The sequence below is a fragment of the Kribbella sp. NPDC043289 genome, assembly GCF_056436705.1.
In genome coordinates this window covers 1649546-1668347 of record NZ_JBWKCB010000001.1, presented here as the reverse complement: position 1 = coordinate 1668347, position 18802 = coordinate 1649546, and the positions used below count along the sequence as shown (strand labels likewise).

The following is an 18802-nucleotide window of genomic DNA, read 5'->3' as shown; positions in this document are numbered from 1 at the left end:
GGTTCGCAGTACCGTGAGCGGTGTGGCGAGCAGTCGGCGTGACACCGAGCTGGCGGCGCGAACCCGGGCGGTTCTCGAGGCTGCGTCCGGTCACGTCTTCGGCACCGAACCGGGACGGCTCGCCGCCGAGCTGTACGACGTACTCGCGCGGACGACCGACGACGCCGACCGGGCCCGGGTGGCCGCGGCGCTCGCGCGCTGCTGGGTGTACGGCGGCCACGCGGACCGGGCCGCACCGTTCGCGGACGAAGCACTGGCACACGCGGAGCAGGCCGGCGACCCTGAGCTGATCGCGAACTGCCTCGACGCGGTCCTGGCGGCGCATTGGGGACCGGACGAGCTGCCGTTGCGCCAGGTGACCGCTTCCCGCCTGGACGAGGTATCGGCGCATGTCCTCGACCCGGACGCGCGACTGCGCGGTCATCTGTGGGGACTGCAAGTCGGGTGGGAGACGTTGCGGTTACCGACGATCCAGCGTCAGCTGCGCGCGCTCGAACTGCTGGCCGGCGAGTCGCCGCGAGCCCGGTTCTTCGCCGCCTCGCGCCGGTGGATGTACGAGCATGTCCGCGGTCTCGAAGCTCGCGAGTTCATCGAGGTGGCCGAGGACGCGGCCGCCGAGGCCGGGCTCGCGGACGCGTGGATGGTGACCGGCCTGATGCGCGGATACACCGCACTGCGCACCGGCGACGAGGCGACGGCGACCGAGATGGCCGAGCGGATGGAGAAGTTCGCCCACGACGAAGGTGTCACCGAAGTCGCGACCGAGGCCGCATCGGTCTGGGCGCTGAGCGGACATCCCGACCGAGCCCGAGCGCTCCTCGACCAGCTCGGCCCGGACGTCCTGGAGACCATGCCCCGGGACGTGAACTTCCTGCTCAACCTGCACTGCGTTCTCGAAGCCGCCCTGGCCGTAGGCGACGAGGACATCGTCCGTACGGCGGTCCGCCTGCTCACGCCGTACGAGAACCGGGCCGTGGTGAATTCGGGTGCTGTCTACTTCCACGGGGTCACCGACGACACGCTTGCCCGGGCTGCGGCGCTGACGGGTGACACCGAGCGTGCCGAACAGCTTCGCTCGCGCGCGATGTCGACGTACCTGAAGCTGGGCGCGACTTGGTGGCACGAGCGGCTGTCTGATGCTCCGGAGTCGGCGGTCGTGCATTTCCATCCGGCCGAGGACGGGCTGTGGCTGGTCGGTTCGGCGGCCCGGCCGATGCGGGCGTTGCGGGGCTTCGGCTACCTCCACCGCCTGCTCGAGCAGCCCGGTCGGAGGGTCTCGGCCATCGACCTCGTCACGGGCGGGGTGGCCACCGTGATCCAGTCCGACGCCGGACCGAACCTCGATCACCGGGCCGCGACGGCGTACCGCCAACGCCTCAACGACCTCGCCGCCGAACTCGACGAAGCGACCGACTGGTCGGACCGGGCCCGGGTCGAGTCACTGACCGCGGAGCGCGACGCCCTGCTGGCCGAGCTCAGCTCCGCCGCGGGCCTCGCCGGCCGTTCCCGGGCCACGGGCTCGACCTCCGAACGAGCCCGAGTGGCCGCCACCAAGGCGATCACCACCGCGATCACCCACATCGAGGCCGTCGACCCAGACCTCGCGACCCACCTCCGTGACGCCATCCGCACGGGCACCGAATGCAGCTACCGCCCGCGTCCCGACGAGCACCGCGCCTGGTTGCTGTCCGGCTAGGTGACGTTCTGCCGCGCGAACGCGACCGCCTCGGCGATGAGCGCCTGCCAGGCAGCTCGGTCCGGGACCGGGATCGAGACCCATTCGCGCATCGGGTTGCCGGTGGGGGCGAACGGGTCGCCGGTGCCGTCCGCGATCAGCTCGGTGACGCGGTCCGCCGGAAGCTTCAGGATCAGCGACGTCCCGTTCCTCTCGAGGCAGGTGACGAACTGCCCGGCGAGCCGGACGCACGGATGGCCCATGATCGTGCCGCGGCCGATGGCGGGGTCGTACAGCAGGTCGTCGGTGAGCTCGTCGTACAGCTCCCGCGGGGCGTCCCCGCCGGCGTCGGCCGACGGGGACGTAGGGGTCGCGGCAGGCGTCATGACGCGGGTGGGGTGAAGACGCCGAACTGGTTGCCCGACGGGTCGCGCAGGTACGCGAAGTCCGGCGTACCGCCGCCGACGGCGAGGTGCTTGCTGATCACCGTGCCGCCGAGTTGCTCGGCGTCCGCGCAGGTGGCCTCGATGTCGGCGACCAGGATGTAGAACACCGCGTGGTTCGGCAGCTGGCCGTTGGTGCCGAACAGGCCGCCCATCGGCTGCTGGGCACCGGAGGCGGTGATGTTGCGGTAGTCGAGGCCGCCCGAGGTGAGGCTGCCGGACGACTCGAACGACCAGTCGAAGAGGCTGCCGTAGAACTTCTCGGTGCCGTCCGGGTTGTCGGTCGCGACCTCGAACCAGGCGAGCGTGCCAGGGGCCGGAATACTCATGATCTTCTCCTTCACAGGTTTGGGTGGTGCAACAGGACCCACGCTGTCAGCGGTTCGCGACAGCCCTATGTCGGAGTTGGGAAAAGATCTTCTGGATGCAGCGCCGCGGCGGGCAGCTTGGTCTCGTACCCGTCCACCCGCAGGTCGGCGGTCTGCGGCGGCCGTCGCGGCCGGGTCGGGGTCCGCTCGGCGCGGGTGATCCGGTCCATCCGGAAGACGCGGTCCTCCTGGCGCAGGTGGCACCAGGCGGTCAGGTACGACCCGTTCGGCCCGACCACGACATGCTGCGGCTCGACCTCACGCTCGGTCCCGACACCACCGACATCGGTGTAGGAGATCCGCAGCACCTGGTTGTCGCGGACCGCCCGCCAGATCTGCTCGGCGACCTCGCTGTCCGGATCCGGCACCGGCTGCACCAGCAACCGCACCTTCGCGGCCGCCGTCCGCGCCTCGTCGAGATCGCGCTGCGGCATCGCGGCGACGATCTTCTGCAGCGCGGTCCGGGAGTCCCGCGAGAACAGCACGTGGTCGCTGCGGCTCAGCGCGACCGCGACCGCCATCGCCTCCCGCGCGGTGAAGTTGAGCGGCGGCAGACTCATCGCCCGGTCCACCGAGTACCCACCGGTGCGCCCCTGCTTCGTCGCCAGCGGTACGCCAGCCTGTCCCAGCGCACTGAGATCTCGCTCGATGGTCCTGACACTGACCTCGAAGCGTGCCGCCAACTGCCGCGCCGTACGCCCCCGCGGTCCCGCCGCGCGCAGCTCCTCGGCGAGGGCGTACAGCCGATCGATCCGGTTCATGCCTCGCAATCTAGGCGTGACCATGGACAAGTTTGCGCGCCTGCTGACCAGTCAGTTGTTCGCACCGAGTTCTTCGGCGAGGGCGACGATCAGGCCGGACGGGCCGCGGAGGTAGCAGAGCAGGAAGATCGACTCGAACGGCGTGATCTCGCCCATCAGTTCGCCGCCGTGCGGTTTCAGCCGGGCGACGGTGTCGTGGATGTCGTCGACGGCGAACATGACGCTGCGGTAGCCGATGGTGTTAGGCGGTGCGGACGGTTCCGCCGTACCCGCCGGTGGGTTCTCGAACTGCATCAGTTCGAGCTGGCTGTGGCCATCGGGGGTGCGGAGCATCGCCATCTCGAGGCGGACGTCCTTGAGGCCGTTCACCGAGTCCACCCAGTCGCCCGAGACCGGGGACCCGCCGACGTGTTCCATCCCGAGTTCCTCGAAGAACGCGATCGCCGCCTTCAGGTCGTGCACCGCCACGCCGACGTGGTCCATCCGCTTGATCGCCATACTCGCGATTCTCCTTCGGTCAGCTGGTCAACTACCCGAAGGACGGAGCCACGCCGGCGTTCTCGACACGAACTACTGGGGCAGTTCGGTCCCGGTGCGCTCGGCGACCATGTAGGCGGCGTACCAGGCCGGCCAGTTCGCGTCCTCTTCGCCGGTGCGCGCCTCGTGCTCGCCGTGCGCTGCGGCGGCCCGCCGGAGCGCGCCCTCGAGGTCGTCGGCCGAGGTGTACGTCGACTCCGCGGGGTCGACCCGGTTGGGGAGTCGCGTGGTGACCTCCTGCAACAGCCAGGTGTTGCCGTCGGGGTCGCTGAACGTCGCGAACGAGCTGTAGCTCGAGCGGTCGTCCGCCCGCCCGGCCACCCGGCCGCCGCCCTCGCTGACCTCGAACTGCGCTCCCGGCGCGCCGGGGTGGAAGACCTCGCTCACCTTGGCGCCCTGCGCGAGCAGCTCGTTCCGCGCCGCCTCCACGTCGGTGACAACGAGGTACAGACCCTGCGCCGTGCCGGGCTGGGCCGAGGTGATCCTGGTGCCGAACTGCACCGACGCGGGGGAGCCCGGCGGGGTGAACTGCACGACACGGAATCCGTTGTCGAACGCGAAGTCCGCGTCCAGACGCCACCCGAGGCCGCTGTAGAACTCCTTGGCGCGATCGGTGTCGATGACCGGGATCACGACGGCTTCGAGCTTCAGGTCGGTGCTGCTCATGACTTCCTCCTGGGATCAATGTGCAGGATCAGCGTGGTTCGTTGACCTCTAATCTGCCGCTCAGCGACCCCCGTGACACCAGTGGGAATCCCTGGTCGGCGCCCTGGCCCCCGGGACTTCGCAGTGATCCGCCGGGGGATGTCGGTGCCGTCCGGTGCCGTCCTGAGCCGTCGGACGGGCAAAACGCTCTAAACTGCCGTCGCGTGGACCACCAGATCGTGCTGATTGCCGGTGCGGGGCTAGCGATCATGATCGCGGCCTCCGTGTTCGCGCGGCGGACCGGCGTCGCGGCGCCGCTGCTGCTGGTTGCCCTGGGCATCGGAGCCAGTTACCTACCGAGTACGCCGGTGATCCATATCGAGCCCGAGATCATCCTGGCCGGCGTCCTGCCGCCGCTGCTGTACGCGTCCGCGGTGCAGCTCCCGGTGCTCGACGTACGGCGGAACTTCGGGCTGATCTCGTGGTTGTCGATCGTGATGGTGATCGTCTCGGCCCTGGTGATCGGGGCGCTGGTCCACGCGCTGTTCCCGAGCATCCCGTTCGCGCTGGCGACCGCGCTCGGCGCCGTGGTCAGCCCGACCGATGCGGTGGCTGCTACCGCGATCGGCCACCGGGTCGGACTGCCGCCACGCCTGATGACGGTGCTCGAAGGTGAAAGTCTGGTCAACGACGCGTCCGCGCTGGTCGTACTGCGGACGGCGGTGGCCGCGCTCGCCGTCACCACGCACTTCAGCTTCGGTCACACCGTCCTCGACTTCGCCTGGGCGGTCGTCGGCGCGATCCTGATCGGGGCCGTCATCGGGCTGCTCACGGTCCTGCTCCGGCAGCGGCTCGACGACCCGGTGCTGAACACCACGATCTCGTTCGCCGTCCCGTTCCTCGCCTACTTCCCGGCCGAGGAGGCGCACGCGTCCGGCGTCCTCGCGGTGGTGATCGCCGGTCTGCTCACCGGTGCGCTCGGGAGCCGGAAGTTCAGTGCCCGTGACCGGCAGACCCAGGCGACCACCTGGACGACGATCAGTTTCATCCTGGAGAGCGGCGTCTTCCTCGCGATGGGCTACGAGCTCCCGAACCTCGTCAACGATGCCCGCGCCGAGACCACGGTCGGGGAGATCACGACGCTGGTCCTGCTCGTGGTTTTCCTGCTGATCGCGCTGCGGTTCCTCGGGCTGGCCTGGCCCGCGCTGCAAGGCCGGATGGGTTCGAGCGATCGCAACGACCAGGTCCGGGCCAAGCTGAACCAGATGTCGGAACACCTGGACTCGGTGGAGCCGTCGGGGGAGCGCGAGGAGAACCGGCTCGCCTGGGCCCGCAAGCGGCTCGCCCGCAGCCAGGCGGACGTCGACTTCGAGGAACGCGAGCCGATCACCGGCCGCGGTCTCCTGGTACTGGCCTGGGCCGGCATGCGCGGCGTCGTCACGGTCGCCGCCGCCCAGACCATCCCCGCCGGTACGCCCCACCGCGCGACCGTCGTACTGGCGGCGTTCGTCGTCGCGCTGATCACCCTGGTGCTGTTCGGGCTGTCGCTGCCCTGGGTGATCGCACGGATGCACTTCTCGTCCGAGACCGCGGAGGAGAAGCGGGACTCGGTCCAGGCGCTGATGCGGCAGATCGGTGAGGCCGCGATCGACGCCGTCGGCCCGCTGGACGAGCAGACCGTCGACGGCGAGCGGCTCGACCCGGTCGTGGTGAGCACGCTGAAGGACCGGATCGTGCCCCGCCTCGTGTCCGGGAGCCAGGAGCTCCGGGAGACCAAGCCCGATACCCGCGAGCAGATGAGCATCGTCCAGCGCCGCTACCTCGACGCGATGCGCGAAGCCCTCGGCACCGAACGCAGCATCGGCGCCTACAGCTCCGACACCTACCGCCGTGTCGAAACCTTCCTCGACACCATCGAACAACGCTTCAGCACCGCCTAGCGCCCTGGGTTATTTAATTCATTGTCTTGACAAAAATAATCGGCGGCGCCAGGGTCGGTTGTTGTGGGTAAGGAGACCGGCGGGCCGCTGCGGTTGCTGCGGGAGACGCATGAGCAACGCGTGATCTCGGCGTTGCGGACGCAAGGTGCTTTGACTCGTGCTCAGCTCGCCGAGCGGACCCGACTCTCGCGGGCGACGGTGTCCGTGATCATCCAGGCCTTGCTGGCCCGGAAGGCCGTGACCGAGACGTTCCCGGACGAGACGGATCCGACCGGTGACCCGGTCGTGCGGGGCCGTGGTCGGCCGGTGTCGCGGCTGATCTTGAACGCGGCCGGCGGGTTGGCCCTCGGGCTGGATCTCGGTCACCGGCGGATCCAGGTCACCATCGCCAACGTCGCGCATGAGATCGTCGCCTCCGACAGCGTCTCGTGCGCGGAGCGATCGCCGTGGCCCCGCCGCCTCGAGCTCGCCCTCGACCTCGTCGACGAACTCACCACCCGCCACGAGCTGTCCCTCAACACGCTCGCCGGCGTCGGGGTCGGCATGGTCGGCCCGGTCCCGAGCGGCCGCAACTTGATCCTGAGCGGCCGCCCCGCCGAGGTGCGGGACAGGCTGAGTGAACGCTTCGGCGTGCCGGTGCAGCTCGACAACAACACCCGCCTCGCAGCCCTGGCCGAGGCCCTGTGGGGCGCGGGTTCGGGCTTCGACAGCGCCCTCTACCTCCGCCTGTCGTACGGCGTAGGCGGCGGACTCGTCCTGGGCGGCCGACTGTTGGCAGGCGCCACCGGCGCGGCAGGGGAGCTCGGCCACATCAGCGTCGACCGCGATGGCCCGGAGTGCTCCTGCGGCGGCCGTGGATGCCTCGAGCGGTACGTCGCCCTCGCAACGCTGCTCGAACGATGCAACGACCTCCTCGAAGCGAACAGCCAGCAGGCCCGCGACCTGCTGACTGAGGCAGGCACCCGGATCGGCGAGGTCCTGGCCGCGGCCTGCAACACGCTCAACCCGGAAGTCGTCATCATCGGCGGCGAACTCGCCGACACCGGCGACCATCTCCTCGACCCCCTGAACGCCGCGCTCCACCGCTACACCCACGCCCAGGTGCACAAGAACCTGAAGGTGACCCGAGCAGCCCTCGGCGCCGATGCGGCCGCCCGCGGCGGTATCGCGCTCGTCCTCACGTCCCCCAACCAGGAGGCCTCCCACTCGTGACTCCCGCCATGAGTCCCACCATGACTACCGTCGCCACCATCGACATCCACCGCGACCGCCGCCACCCGATCGACCCGATGATCTACGGCCACTTCCTCGAGTCGGCCTTCTTCGGCAACATCCAGGGCGGCGTGTTCGACGAGGGCTCCCACCTGGCGTACGGCGGTGACGACGTACGGAACGGTCTGCGCACGGACGTGATCAAGCTCTGCCAGGAGCTCGGGCTCCCGGTCGTCCGCTGGCCGGGCGGGAACTTCACGTCGCCGTACCGCTGGGAGGACGGCGTCGGTCCGCGAGGCTCGCGGCCGCGGCGGCTCGAGTTGGCCTGGGGTTCGGAGGAGGACAACCACTTCGGCACCGACGAGTTCCTCGCGTGGTGCGCCGAGGTCGGCACCGTGCCGTACCTCGCGCACAGCTGCCGCGACGTGGACGACGCGGTGCGCTGGGTCGAGTACACCAACTACGGCGGCGACACGGAGTACACCCGGCAGCGGGCGCACAACGGCCACCCGGCGCCGTACGGCGTGCAGTACTGGGGTCTCGGCAACGAGGTGTACGGCGACTGGCAGATGGGCCACCGCAGCGCGGCCGCGTACGCCGCCGACGCTACGCAACACGCACGGTTCATGCGCGCGGTCGATCCTGGACTGAAGTTCATCGCGGTCGGGAAGACCGACGACCGCGACGGCTGGACCGAAGCGGTGCTAGGTGCCGTCGGCAACCAGATCGACTACCTCTCGTTCCACCTGTACGGCGCGACCACCCAACTGACCGACGGCGCCGCCGAGTACGACGCGATCGTTGCCCAGTCGCTGTACTTCGAGCAGCAGATCGTCGATTACTCCGAACTGGTCGCCGGGATCGCCGCTCGGGCGGGTGTTGATCGTCCGCTCGGTCTCGCCCTGGACGAATGGAACATCCGGCACGTCGAGCCCGCGAGCTGGCCGGCTCCACAACCGTCCGACGACGGCGGCACCGTCGAGCGCGACGTCACCGGTCTGCCCACACAGCCGGCGCATCGGGTCAACCGCTGGAGCCCGCGGACGCTCGCCGACGCCCTCTTCTACGCCGGTGTGTTCCATGCGCTGCATCGCGCGGGCGGGCGTGAGGTGCCGGTGACGATGGCAAACACGGTCAACCTGCTGAACGCGAACGGGGTGATCGTCGCGCGGCCGGGCGGTGCGGTGCGCGCGGCGACGTACCACGTCTGGGATCTGTATCAGAACCACCTCGGCCCGATCGCACTCGGCGCCGACGTGCGCTCACCGAGCCGGCTGGCCGCCGTACGGCAGGGGGATGAGCGGGATCATCGTGGCGACTTCCAGACGCGGTCGGCGACCGTTCCGGACCTGGACGTGTCCGCGGCACAGACGGAGGACGGGCGGTCCGTGCGGATCGCGGTGATCAACCGGAACCAGACCTCTGCGATCCGCGCCGGCCTGACGCTCGACGGTCGCCGGGAAGCGCTGCCGACGCAGGCAGTGGTCAAGCAGTTGGCAGCCGACGATGTGCTCGCGTCGAACAGCCTGAGTGCGCCTGACGAGGTCGCGCTCCGCGACCTCGGAACGGTCGAGCTCGTCGATGCGTCCTACGACTTCCCGCCACACAGCATCACGCTGCTGTCCTTCGACGTCAGCTAACGCAGGTCGAGACGCATCAGGATCCGGGGATGGCCGGACAGCGTGGAAGTGGTGTCGGCCGCCTTGGTGAAGCCGGCGTGCTCGAAGTTCTTGCGAAGTCCGGCGTACGCCATCGTCAGGTCGACCTTCTGCGCACCGTTGTCGAGAGGATAGGCCTCGACAACGGGGGCGCCGTTGTCGCGGGCGAAGTCGACGGCGCCGGCGATCAGCGCGTGCGAGATGCCCTGGCCGCGGTGCCCGGGCCGGACGCGGATGCACCACAACGACCAGACCGGGAGGTCGTCGACGTGCGGAATCTTCCGGTTACGCGCGAACGTCGTCGCCGCGCACAACCCGGCGACGTACTCTGCGCGTTCCGGACCACGGAGCGTGTTGTTGAGCTTCGACGGGATGCGGTAGCTGAGGCAGAAGCAGACGCTGGCGGACGGCGACTTCGGTCCGATCACCGCGCGCACGTCCTCGAAGACGGTCGCCGGGCGTACGTCGATCATCGCGTCCCCTCGGGTTTCAGCAACTCGTTGTGGATCATGAACGCGGTCCGCAGCTCCTTGTAGCCGACCCGGTCGAACAGCACCGTCATCGTGGTGCCGTCGTAGTGCTCGACCAGGCCGGGTCCGAACGTTCGGTGCACGACGCGGCCGCCGACCGGGAACGGCTGCTCCTCGGGCGGTGCTGCCGTCTTACCGGCCAGGTCGTTGTCACAGTTGCCGCACGGACCGGCGTACTGCTCGCCGAAGTAGCTGAGCAACCACTCGCGCCGGCAGCCGCCGTACTCCGCGTACGTGGCCATCATCTCGACTCGGGACCGGGCCACCTCGCGGCGATCGTGCTCGACGGCCGAGGCCGCGGCGACGGCCTTGTCCACGTCGACGCCACGGGCGAGGTGGAACTGGTGGCCGATGGCAACCACCCGGGCATCGGTCAGCCGGCCGAGAGCGCGCTCGACCCGCGCCGCGCTGAGACCCGCCGCCTTGGCGAGCGCGGGTACGTCGGCCGGCCGGTGCTCGTGGATCGCGCCGGCGACCGCGACGAGATCCTCGTCGGTGACACCACCGGATGCGAAGAACCGGTTCAGACCGAGGTCGGCGTGCCGGAAGAACAGTTCGATGTCGGCCGCGGCGCCGTCGCGGCCCGCGCGCCCGATCTCCTGGTAGTACGCGTCGATCGAGGACGGCGCCTCGGCGTGACTGACCCACCGGATGTCAGGCTTGTCGATCCCCATCCCGAACGCGATCGTCGCGACCACGACCCGGCAGTCACCGGCGAGGAACGTGTCCTGCACCTCGCGCCGTTGCTTCGCGGACAGACCGGCGTGGTACGCCTGCGCGGGTACGCCGGCGGTGTGCAGGTCGCTTGCGAGCTCCTCGGCGTGGCGGTGCGTGCCGACGTACACGATGCCGGGACCGCGGGACGAGCGGACGTGGCTGAGCAGGCGGCGGTTCTTGGTGTCGTCGTCGGCGAAGGTGAAGACGGCGAGGTTCAGGTTCGGCCGGTCGAAGCCGCCGACGACCACGTCCGGGTCGGTCATCTCGAGCCGGTGCGCGATCTCCTTGCGCACCGGCGGCGCGGCGGTCGCCGTCAGCGCGAGCACGGGCGGGCGCCCCATCGCGCGGATCGCCGTCGCGAGGCGGAGGTAGTCGGGCCGGAAGTCCTCGCCCCATTCACTGACCAAATGCGCCTCGTCGACGGCGACCAGCTTCGGGCGTGACGCTGCGAGCAACTCGAGTACGTCGGCGTGCGTCAGCTGCTCGGGGGAGAGCAGCACGAAACCCGGCCGGTTGCTGGTCAGCAGCTCGTGAGCGGCCCGACGGCCGGCGTGATCGGTCGCGTTCAGCTCAGCGACCTCGACACCGGCAGGATGCTGCGACAGAGCGCGCAGCTGGTCCCGCTGCAATGCGACCAGCGGACTGACCACGACCGTCACCCCACCGAGCGCGAGCCCCGCGAGCTGGTAGATCGCCGTCTTCCCGGTCCCGGTCGCCAGCACCGCGAGCGTGTCCCGCCCGTCGAGCACCGCCCGTACAGCCTCCTCCTGCCCAGGCCGCAAACCGCCGTACCCAAGCACCTCCCGCGCAAGCCCCGCAACATCAAAAGACATGGCGGTACCGCGTCCTGTTCCTCCCCAGAACACTCATGGAGGAACGGTAGTACAGGGGTCAGCGCTGGACGGCGTACACCAGCTTCTGGATGCCGTTGGCGTAGGAGTCGCTCTCGATCAGCTTGAGGTTGAGCTTGTCGTGGTCGCCGTCGCTGAACAGGCGCTTGCCGGCGCCGAGCAGGACCGGGAAGACCAGCAGGTTGTACTGGTCGATCAGGCCCGCGTCGGACAGGTTCCGGTTCAGCGTGGCGCTGCCGTTGACGATGATCGGGCCGCCGTCGGTCTCCTTCAGCGCCGCGACGTCGTCGAGCGAGCGGAGGATGTGCGTCTCGCCCCAGTTCGTCACCAGGTCGGTGTCCTTCAGGGTCGTCGAGACGACGTACTTCGGCATCGCGTTGTAGCCCGCGAAGTCGTCGACCATGCCCGGCCAGACCGGCGCGAACGACTCGTAGCTGACCCGCCCGAGCAGCAGCGCGGTCGCCTCCTCCTGCTCGCGGCCCTTCAGCTCGAACGCCGCCTCGTCGAACGGGATGTCCTTGAACGTCCAGCCCGCGTTGCGGTAGCCCTGCTCGCCGCCGGGCGCTTCGACGACGCCGTCCAGAGAGACGAACGCGGTGGTGATGAGGGTACGCATTGGGGTGCTCCTTGACTCGTTGTTGTGCTGCTCTTGCCTACGCGTCGAGCAGTGCCGGGTCCACTCGACATCTGCTGCGGAGAATCCAAGTGTGATCCAGGCCACTCAGTTCCGCTGGGTGTTCACGAGCCACGCGGCGGAGTCGAACAGCACCCCGTCATCGGTCTCGTGAGCGACGAGCGTCGCCCGCAACGCGTCCCGAGCGCGGTCGGCTGCCGCGGTGTCGAGCCCAGCCAGCAGCGCCTGTGGCTCCTGCAGCCGGAGCACGTTCTCGTACGCCGCGTCGGCATCGGGACCGTAGTAGATCCGCTCGTGGACCGCGGTGAAAGTCGGCTCCGCAAACCCGGCTGTGGTGAGAATCTGCCGCGTGAGCACCCGGTCGCCGAGCGCGAACGGCGAGTCGTCCCGAAACTCACCCCCGAGCGCCTGCGGAATCACCCGCGCCCACTCGTTGTCGGCCCGCGGCTGCCACACGAGCAGCACCAACCGCCCGCCCGGCCGCAACGCCCGCCGAAGGTTGCCGAAGGCGCCCATCAGGTCGTCGAAGAACATCACCCCGAACCGGCTGATCACCACATCAAACCCACCGCCGAAGTCATACGCGGCCGCGTCGGCCAGAAGATAGCTAACCCGCTCCGAGCTCTGACCGAGTGCATGCTCAAGCATCCGCTCCGAAACATCCACCCCAACCACACTGCCCCGCACGGCGTCACCCGCCGCATCCCGCGTCGTCTGCCCACCCCCACACCCAACATCCAGCACCCGATCGTCAGCCTCAATCGCACAGGCATCCCGAAAGCGCGGGCGATAGAACCGCAGCTCGGCGTCGTAGTCGAACATGCCCAGAGCTTACGCACCAGCAGCTCACCCGAAATGCCTACGCGGATGCGGTGAAGATGGTTTTGGCGACTTGGATGGCGGACATCGCTTTGGGCCAGCCGGCGTAGAACGCGAGGTGGATGATCGCCTCTTTGAGTTCGGCTTCGGTGAGTCCGTTCTGGCGGGCCAGGCGGAGGTGATTGGGCAGCTGCTCGACGCTGCTCGAGGTGAGCAAGCTGGCGACGGTGATGAGGCTGCGGTCGCGGGGTGACAGTTCGGTGCGTTTCCAGACGTCGCCGAACAGGACGTCGTCGGTGAGCTCGACGAGTTTGGGTGCGAAGTCGCCGATGGCTCGTTGGGCCGGTGTGGGTTCGGGCACGGTGGATTCCTTCACGTCAGACGTCGAAGTCGGTGCTGCGGCTGAGGTCTTCCCACGCGTCGGCATCGGCGCGCAGGGCGTCGAGGGCGGCGCGGAAGCCGTCGGAGGTGTCATTGCCGAGCAGCAGCATGTACGGCGGAGAGTCGGACTCGACGGCCTGGATGAGCGCGGTCGCGGCCTTTGCCGGGTCGCCTGGTTGCTTCCCATGCCCGGTGTCGTGGTCTTTGCGGCGCTTGCCGGCGGTGTCGGCGTAGTCGGCGATCGGTACGGCGGCCTGCGTCAGTGACCGTCCGGCGAAATCGGTGCGGAAGCCGCCGGGCTCGACGACCAAGGCGGTAATGCCGAGTGGCGCGACCTCCTTGCGCAGCGACAGGGTGAGCGCTTCGATCGCCGCCTTGACGGCCGAGTAGTAGCCCGAGCCCTCGGGGCAGATCCGTGCACCGATCGAGGACAGATTCACGATCGTGCCGCTGCGGCGGAGACGCATGCCCGGCAGGACAGCCTTGATAGTGCGGACGGTACCGAAGACATGGGTGTCGAAGAGCTGCTGAACGGCGTCGTCCTCGCCTTCTTCGACGGCGGCGCGGTATCCGTAGCCGGCGTTGTTGACGAGGACGTCGATGGCGCCGAACCGGTCCTCGGCTGCACCGACGGCTGCGGTGACCTGTGCGTCGTCGGTGACGTCGAGCGGGAGAGCCAGGGCCGTGTCGGGGTACTTGTCGGCCAGGTCCTGCACCTTGCCGACGTCGCGCGTGGTGACGACGACGTTGTGCCCGCGGTCGAGGACGGCATCAGCGAAGGCGCGGCCGAGGCCGGTGGAGCAGCCGGTGATGAACCAGGTGGTCATGGTGTGCCTTTCGATTCTCAGTTCTGAGGTGGTCAGGCCAGCCCGATGCGTTGCAGCCATTCGGTGACTTGCGGTCGGGCTTGCTGGGCTTGTTCGCCGCGGACGGCCAGCCCTTCGGCGAGGGTGGTGCCGGAGGTACGGGCGTAGTCGCGTTCGGTTGTCCCGAGCCCGCTCATGGCGTAGGTGGTGAAGGCGTGAACGGTCTTGCCGGTGAAGTCGAGCTTCTCGGTGAAGGTCGACATGATCATCGGCGCGCGCACGTTCCAGATCGGGCTCCCCAGCAGTACGACGTCGTACTGGTCGATCGCGGGCAGGGGCTTGGCGATCGCGGGTCGCGCGTCGGTGTCCTGCTCGCGGACGTTGCGGGCGACGGTGTCGTCGTAGTTGCCGGAGTAGGGCTCGGCGGCCTCGATCCGGTAGACGTCGCACGGTACGAGATCGGCGATCATGGTCGCGACAACCTCGGTGTTGCCGACCTTCAACCAGGTGCGGCCGCCGTTGTCGTAGTTCTCGCCGGGGCGCGAGAAGTAGGCGACCAAGACCTTTGCCGCGGTCAGGGTGGAGGGAGCGGTCGAGGGCTGCACCGTGGGTGATCCTCCTTGGCCTGTGCTTTCGGTGCCGGGCGCGGTTCCTTCGCCGCAGCCACTGGGTGCCGCCGCGAAGAAGGTGCCTGCGAGCGCGAAGCGGAGCAGATTCCGGCGGGGCAGGCCGCGGGAGCCGCTCGCCAGCTGTTGGTGCATGGGACGTCAGCCGATCCTGCGGCTGCCGAGGGCGGTGACCATGGCAGGGTCGCGGTGGTCGAAGAACTGGCTCTCGCCGGTGTCGAGGGCCGCGATCTCCTCGAGCTGGGCGTCCGTGAGGGTGAAGTCGAAGATGTCGAGGTTCTGCGCCATCCGGTCCGGGCGGACAGACTTGGGAATGACGACGACGTCGCGCTGGACGAGCCAGCGGAGCACGACCTGCGCGACCGACTTGCCCGTTGCCTCGCCGATCGCGGTGAGGACAGGGTCGGTGAACAGGTTGTTCCGGCCTTCGGCGAACGGTCCCCACGACTCGATCTGGACACCGTGCTCGCGCATCAGCTCCTGGTCGGCGACCCGCTGGTGGAACGGGTGGGTCTCGATCTGGTTGACCGCAGGCGTGATCCCGTTGTGCTCGATCAGATCGACGAGCCGGTCGGCGTGGAAGTTCGAGACCCCGATCGCCCGGGCCCGGCCGTCGGTGTGGATCTTCTGCATGGCCCGCCACTCGCTGTAGTAGTCGCCGAGCGGCTGGTGGATCAGATACAGGTCGAGGTAGTCGAGACCGAGGCGATGCAGCGAGGCGTCGAACGCACGCAGGGTGTCGTCCTCGACGCTGCCGGTCGGCGCATGCTGGATCCACAGCTTGGTGGTGACGAACAAGTCGTCGCGGGCAATGCCGCTGGCGGCGATCGCCGCCCCGACGGCCTCCTCGTTGCCGTACGAGGCGGCGGTGTCGAGGTGGCGGTACCCGGTCTCGAGGGCGGCTTCGACGGCGGCCTGGGTCTGGTCGTCGGGGATCTGGAAGACACCGAATCCGAGGATCGGCATCTCGACGCCGTTGTTCAGCGTGACGGTCTGCATGGCTGTGTTCACCTTTCGATAGTGGAGATGCTGGGTTTGCGCAGGTTGAGGCTGAGCGCGGCGGTGATGCCCAGGACGGCGACGGTGACGATCAGGCCGGTCCGGAGCCCATCCATGAAGACGCCGTGCCCGGCGACGACGGCCCCGACGCCGGCGACTCCGAGCGATCCGCCGAGTTGGCGGCAGGTGTTGAGCACACCGGACGCGGTGCCGGCGAGCTCGGACGGCGCGTGGTCGAGCACCAGGGACGCGATCGGCGGAACAGTCAGCGCACCGCCCACGCCGACAGGGACCATCGCGGCAGCCGCGCCCCACAGCGGTACGCCGACCGGCAGGGCCACGATGAGGACCAGTCCGGCGCACTGCACGAGCAGTCCTGCCGTGATCAGGGCACGAGGACCGAGCCGTGCGCTCAATGCGGCGGCCCGTGAGCTGACGATCGTGACCAGCCCGGTCATCGGCAAGAACAGCAGCCCGGTGAGCAGGGCCGAGGCCCCGCGCTGCTGCTGGAAGTACAGGCTCTGAACGAAGACAACGCCGTAGAAGGCGGCCATCGAGGTAAACGCGATAGCCAACGCGATCGACAGTTGGCGGGACCTGAGCAGAGACAGCGGCACCATCGGTTGCCGTCCCCGGGCTTGTGCCGTCGCGAAGGCGAGGGCGGCGATGACTGCGGTCGCCGCGAGTCCGACGATGACCGGGCTTGTCCAGCCGCGGCTACCACCTTCGATCACTACGTAGCTGAGCGACCCCAGGGCAACGACCGCGGAGACCTGGCCCACCGGATCGAAGCGGGCCGGTCGCTGCGGTGAGGCCGCGGTCCGCGAGATGCACACGAGCGCAAGCGCCGCGACAGGCAGGTTGACCCAGAAGATCAGCCGCCAGTTCAGTAGCGTCAAGGCACCACCGGCGATCGGCCCGGCAGCGGCCGCGACCGAGCCGCCGACCGCCCACAGCCCGACCGCGCGAGCACGCCGGCGTGCATCGCTGAAGCCCTCACGGATCAGCGCCAGCGAGGTCGGTGTGACCAGTGCCGCACCGGCCCCCTGCAGCAGCCGCGCGGCGATCAGCGTCCCGAGGCCCGGCGCCAAGCCGCACAGTGCCGACGCCAGGGCGAAGATCAGCATGCCGACGCCGTAGGCACGGCGTGCTCCGATCCGGTCCGATACCGACCCCGCGAACAGGATCAGCGCCGAGAAGGTGAGCGTGTAGCCGGTGACCACCCACTGCAGCCCGGACAGCCCACCGCCGAGCGTCCGGCCGATGTCCGGGAGCGCGACGTTCACGATCTGCGCGTCGAGGGCCACGACGAAGAAGCCGAGCATCGCCCCGCCGACGGTGGCGAGCTGACGGCGGTCGAACGACATCTCGGTGCCCGGTGCCGACGCGGTAGTGATGGTCATGGCTCCAGGAAACAAGCGCATGGCCCCTGAGTGAGAGTTCCCGCTGTACCAGGTACCAGCAGACCCTCCCAGGCCGGCCAGACCCCGCCGTACCGTGGTCACCGTGAGCAACAAGGACGACGTACGGGAGTTCCTGACCGGTCGGCGAGCCAACGTGACGCCGGAGCAGGCCGGGCTGCCCACGTTCGGCGACAAGCGCCGCGTCGCCGGCCTCCGCCGCGAGGAGGTCGCGCTGCTTGCCGGTGTCAGCGCCGACTACTACACCCGCCTCGAGCGCGGCAACCTCTCCGGTGTCTCGGAACAGGTCCTGGACGCACTTGCCCGCGCACTGCGCCTGGACGACGCCGAACGTGCCCACCTGTTCGACCTGGCCCGCGCCGCCACCGGCCCGGTGCGCGGCTCACGCCGTACCGCCGTCTCCAAGGTCCGCCCCGGCATCCACCGGATCCTGGAATCGCTGACCACACCCGCCTACGTGCGCAACGCCCGCACGGACATCCTCGCCGCCAACGACCTCGCTTTCGCCCTGTACGGCGACATTCTGGACCGCGACAGGATGCCGCTGAACCTGGCGAGATTCCTGTTCCTCGACCAGCGCGCTCCCGCGTTCTTCCTCGACTGGGAAACCGTCGCCGACGACTCCGTCGCCGCACTGCGGGTCGAAGCCGGTCACAACCCGCACGACAAGAGCCTCACCGATCTCGTCGGCGAGCTGGCCACCCGAAGTGACGAGTTCCGCATCCGGTGGGCCCGGCACAACGTCAAACACCACCGCACCGCCGCGAAACGACTCCACAGCCCCTTGGTCGGCGACATCGACCTCACCGGCGAAGCCTTGGAACTACCCGGCGACGGTCTCGTCATCATCACCTACACCGCCGAACCTGGCAGTCCCGCCACGGAAGCCCTCCGCTTCCTCTCCAGCTGGGTAAGCCGCACCGGTACGCCGGCAGAGCAGGCCTTGCCCGAGCACCAAGGCTGATCCCACACACCGACCAGCCCCGGCTGGACACGAACCGTCGCGGATCTGCATTTCGACAGGAGGTGTCGGGCCCCGGGGTAGTGCACTTGAGCGTGAACCGGTCCGCGCGTACGCCGTCTCGCGGGTGCACTACCTGTCGAGCTGCCGACTCAACCCGCCGACGGGATGAAGGTCAGGTGGGTGCCGTCGGGGTCTTGGGTGTCGGAGGCTGGGGTGGTGGTGGCGAGGCCTAGTTGGGCGATCGTGGTTGTTGCAGAGGGCAAGAGTTTGATGGCGTCGAGGCCCAGGCGGAAGGTGTCGTCGGTGACGCGTTCCATGCCGAGGTGGGTGCCGTAGAACTCGGCTGCCGCGTCCAGGTCGGGGGCGGCGAGGCCGACGTACGCGAACTGGCGGACCGGGCCGGTGGTGATCGGCGGGACGCGGAACTCCTCGGTGCGCTGCAGTAGCTCGACGCGTACGCCGTTCGGGTCCGAGAGGAATGCGAGCCGGCCCTGGCCGCTGCCCGCGACCCGGGGGGCCGAGATCTCGGCGTACCCGAGCGCGATCAGCCGCGCGTAGTCGCCGTCGAGATCGTCGGTCATGAAGCCGACATGGTTCAGCCCGTATGTCGCCTGCGCGCCGGGCTCCTCGGAGTTGAGGAGCTCGACCAGGCCGGTGGCCAGTTGGATGTGCACGCGGTGCACGCAGGGACCTTGCATGAACAGCCGGTCGACCACCTCCGCCCCGAGTTCGCCGTAGAACGACAAGCTCGCCTCGAGATCCCGTACCGGTCCGCCGACATGGTTCAGCTCGTAGATCACCCAACCACGATAGCA

At 69.0% G+C, this 18802-nt stretch carries 20 protein-coding genes; 5 read left to right on the top strand and 15 right to left on the bottom strand.

The annotated features are described in order from the left end of the window. Positions 1-22 precede the first annotated feature (22 nt). Complete coding sequence (locus AC0662_RS07890) at positions 23-1696, top strand: hypothetical protein (protein ID WP_478299263.1); 1674 nt, start codon at positions 23-25, stop codon at positions 1694-1696. Here AC0662_RS07890 and AC0662_RS07885 read toward each other — a convergent pair. The 5 genes from AC0662_RS07885 to AC0662_RS07865 form a co-directional block, all read right to left on the bottom strand. After that, positions 1693-2061: a hypothetical protein gene (locus AC0662_RS07885; RefSeq protein WP_452196538.1), complete on the bottom strand. Its 369-nt coding sequence runs from the start codon at positions 2059-2061 to the stop codon at positions 1693-1695. The two genes, AC0662_RS07890 and AC0662_RS07885, sit on opposite strands and share 4 nt — an antisense overlap. Next, complete coding sequence (locus AC0662_RS07880) at positions 2058-2447, bottom strand: VOC family protein (protein WP_452196537.1); 390 nt, start codon at positions 2445-2447, stop codon at positions 2058-2060. The genes AC0662_RS07885 and AC0662_RS07880 overlap by 4 nt, the downstream gene beginning before the upstream one ends. A 65-nt stretch (positions 2448-2512) precedes the next feature. Further along, positions 2513-3247 carry a helix-turn-helix transcriptional regulator gene (locus AC0662_RS07875; RefSeq protein WP_478299261.1) on the bottom strand — a complete coding sequence of 245 codons (735 nt, stop codon included), beginning with the start codon at positions 3245-3247 and terminating at the stop codon, positions 2513-2515. 51 nt (positions 3248-3298) lie between these two features. Further along, positions 3299-3745, bottom strand: coding sequence for a VOC family protein (locus AC0662_RS07870; protein ID WP_452196535.1), 447 nt, complete (start codon positions 3743-3745; stop codon positions 3299-3301). A gap of 72 nt (positions 3746-3817) precedes the next feature. Next, positions 3818-4450, bottom strand: coding sequence for a VOC family protein (locus AC0662_RS07865; RefSeq protein ID WP_478299259.1), 633 nt, complete (start codon positions 4448-4450; stop codon positions 3818-3820). Between the two features lie 203 nt (positions 4451-4653). Here AC0662_RS07865 and AC0662_RS07860 point away from each other — a divergent pair, with 203 nt between their 5' ends. The 3 genes from AC0662_RS07860 to AC0662_RS07850 all read left to right on the top strand — a co-directional run bounded on the left by AC0662_RS07860 (position 4654) and on the right by AC0662_RS07850 (position 9221). Then, entirely contained in the window at positions 4654-6369 is a 1716-nt protein-coding gene (locus AC0662_RS07860) for a cation:proton antiporter (RefSeq protein WP_452196533.1), read from the top strand. A gap of 63 nt (positions 6370-6432) precedes the next feature. Next, positions 6433-7581 carry an ROK family transcriptional regulator gene (locus AC0662_RS07855; protein WP_478299257.1) on the top strand — a complete coding sequence of 383 codons (1149 nt, stop codon included), beginning with the start codon at positions 6433-6435 and terminating at the stop codon, positions 7579-7581. Between the two features lie 20 nt (positions 7582-7601). Beyond that, positions 7602-9221, top strand: a complete 1620-nt coding sequence (locus tag AC0662_RS07850; protein WP_478299255.1) for an alpha-L-arabinofuranosidase C-terminal domain-containing protein — start codon at positions 7602-7604, stop codon at positions 9219-9221. On the opposite strand, the gene AC0662_RS07845 is transcribed toward AC0662_RS07850, so the two are convergent. The 9 genes from AC0662_RS07845 to AC0662_RS07805 form a co-directional block, all read right to left on the bottom strand. Further along, complete coding sequence (locus AC0662_RS07845; RefSeq protein WP_478299253.1) at positions 9218-9712, bottom strand: GNAT family N-acetyltransferase; 495 nt, start codon at positions 9710-9712, stop codon at positions 9218-9220. The genes AC0662_RS07850 and AC0662_RS07845 overlap by 4 nt on opposite strands. Beyond that, the gene (locus AC0662_RS07840) at positions 9709-11319 is read right to left on the bottom strand and encodes a RecQ family ATP-dependent DNA helicase (RefSeq protein ID WP_478299251.1); all 1611 of its coding nucleotides are present in this window, start codon (positions 11317-11319) and stop codon (positions 9709-9711) included. The genes AC0662_RS07845 and AC0662_RS07840 overlap by 4 nt, the downstream gene beginning before the upstream one ends. A 58-nt stretch (positions 11320-11377) precedes the next feature. Then, positions 11378-11953 (bottom strand): dihydrofolate reductase family protein, encoded by a 576-nt coding sequence (locus AC0662_RS07835; protein ID WP_478299249.1) that lies wholly within the window; start codon positions 11951-11953, stop codon positions 11378-11380. 105 nt (positions 11954-12058) lie between these two features. Continuing rightward, complete coding sequence (locus AC0662_RS07830) at positions 12059-12793, bottom strand: class I SAM-dependent methyltransferase (protein WP_478299247.1); 735 nt, start codon at positions 12791-12793, stop codon at positions 12059-12061. 37 nt (positions 12794-12830) lie between these two features. Further along, positions 12831-13151, bottom strand: coding sequence for a carboxymuconolactone decarboxylase family protein (locus AC0662_RS07825; RefSeq protein ID WP_452196525.1), 321 nt, complete (start codon positions 13149-13151; stop codon positions 12831-12833). 16 nt (positions 13152-13167) lie between these two features. Next, positions 13168-13998, bottom strand: coding sequence for an oxidoreductase (locus tag AC0662_RS07820; protein ID WP_452196524.1), 831 nt, complete (start codon positions 13996-13998; stop codon positions 13168-13170). Between the two features lie 32 nt (positions 13999-14030). After that, on the bottom strand, positions 14031-14582 hold the full coding sequence (locus tag AC0662_RS07815) for a flavodoxin (RefSeq protein ID WP_452196523.1): 552 nt from the start codon (positions 14580-14582) through the stop codon (positions 14031-14033). A gap of 162 nt (positions 14583-14744) precedes the next feature. After that, positions 14745-15614: an aldo/keto reductase gene (locus AC0662_RS07810; RefSeq protein WP_478299245.1), complete on the bottom strand. Its 870-nt coding sequence runs from the start codon at positions 15612-15614 to the stop codon at positions 14745-14747. After that, positions 15611-17005, bottom strand: coding sequence for an MFS transporter (locus AC0662_RS07805; protein ID WP_478299243.1), 1395 nt, complete (start codon positions 17003-17005; stop codon positions 15611-15613). The genes AC0662_RS07810 and AC0662_RS07805 overlap by 4 nt, the downstream gene beginning before the upstream one ends. A 103-nt stretch (positions 17006-17108) precedes the next feature. Here AC0662_RS07805 and AC0662_RS07800 point away from each other — a divergent pair, with 103 nt between their 5' ends. Further along, the gene (locus tag AC0662_RS07800; RefSeq protein WP_478299241.1) at positions 17109-17987 is read left to right on the top strand and encodes a helix-turn-helix transcriptional regulator; all 879 of its coding nucleotides are present in this window, start codon (positions 17109-17111) and stop codon (positions 17985-17987) included. Between the two features lie 149 nt (positions 17988-18136). On the opposite strand, the gene AC0662_RS07795 is transcribed toward AC0662_RS07800, so the two are convergent. Continuing rightward, complete coding sequence (locus tag AC0662_RS07795; RefSeq protein ID WP_452196519.1) at positions 18137-18787, bottom strand: VOC family protein; 651 nt, start codon at positions 18785-18787, stop codon at positions 18137-18139. Between the last annotated feature and the right edge of the window lie 15 nt (positions 18788-18802).

Excerpts from the sequence above, each read along its gene's own strand:
- AC0662_RS07885 (WP_452196538.1), bottom strand. The coding sequence starts at position 2,061 with ATGACGCCTGCCGCGACCCCTACGTCCCCGTCGGCCGACGCCGGCGGG.
- AC0662_RS07820 (WP_452196524.1), bottom strand. The coding sequence starts at position 13,998 with ATGACCACCTGGTTCATCACCGGCTGCTCCACCGGCCTCGGCCGCGCC.
- AC0662_RS07870 (WP_452196535.1), bottom strand. The coding sequence starts at position 3,745 with ATGGCGATCAAGCGGATGGACCACGTCGGCGTGGCGGTGCACGACCTG.
- AC0662_RS07850 (WP_478299255.1), top strand. The coding sequence starts at position 7,602 with ATGACTACCGTCGCCACCATCGACATCCACCGCGACCGCCGCCACCCG.
- AC0662_RS07875 (WP_478299261.1), bottom strand. The coding sequence starts at position 3,247 with ATGAACCGGATCGATCGGCTGTACGCCCTCGCCGAGGAGCTGCGCGCG.
- AC0662_RS07845 (WP_478299253.1), bottom strand. The coding sequence starts at position 9,712 with ATGATCGACGTACGCCCGGCGACCGTCTTCGAGGACGTGCGCGCGGTG.
- AC0662_RS07835 (WP_478299249.1), bottom strand. The coding sequence starts at position 11,953 with ATGCGTACCCTCATCACCACCGCGTTCGTCTCTCTGGACGGCGTCGTC.
- AC0662_RS07880 (WP_452196537.1), bottom strand. The coding sequence starts at position 2,447 with ATGAGTATTCCGGCCCCTGGCACGCTCGCCTGGTTCGAGGTCGCGACC.
- AC0662_RS07840 (WP_478299251.1), bottom strand. The coding sequence starts at position 11,319 with ATGTCTTTTGATGTTGCGGGGCTTGCGCGGGAGGTGCTTGGGTACGGC.
- AC0662_RS07805 (WP_478299243.1), bottom strand. The coding sequence starts at position 17,005 with ATGACCATCACTACCGCGTCGGCACCGGGCACCGAGATGTCGTTCGAC.
- AC0662_RS07865 (WP_478299259.1), bottom strand. The coding sequence starts at position 4,450 with ATGAGCAGCACCGACCTGAAGCTCGAAGCCGTCGTGATCCCGGTCATC.
- AC0662_RS07830 (WP_478299247.1), bottom strand. The coding sequence starts at position 12,793 with ATGTTCGACTACGACGCCGAGCTGCGGTTCTATCGCCCGCGCTTTCGG.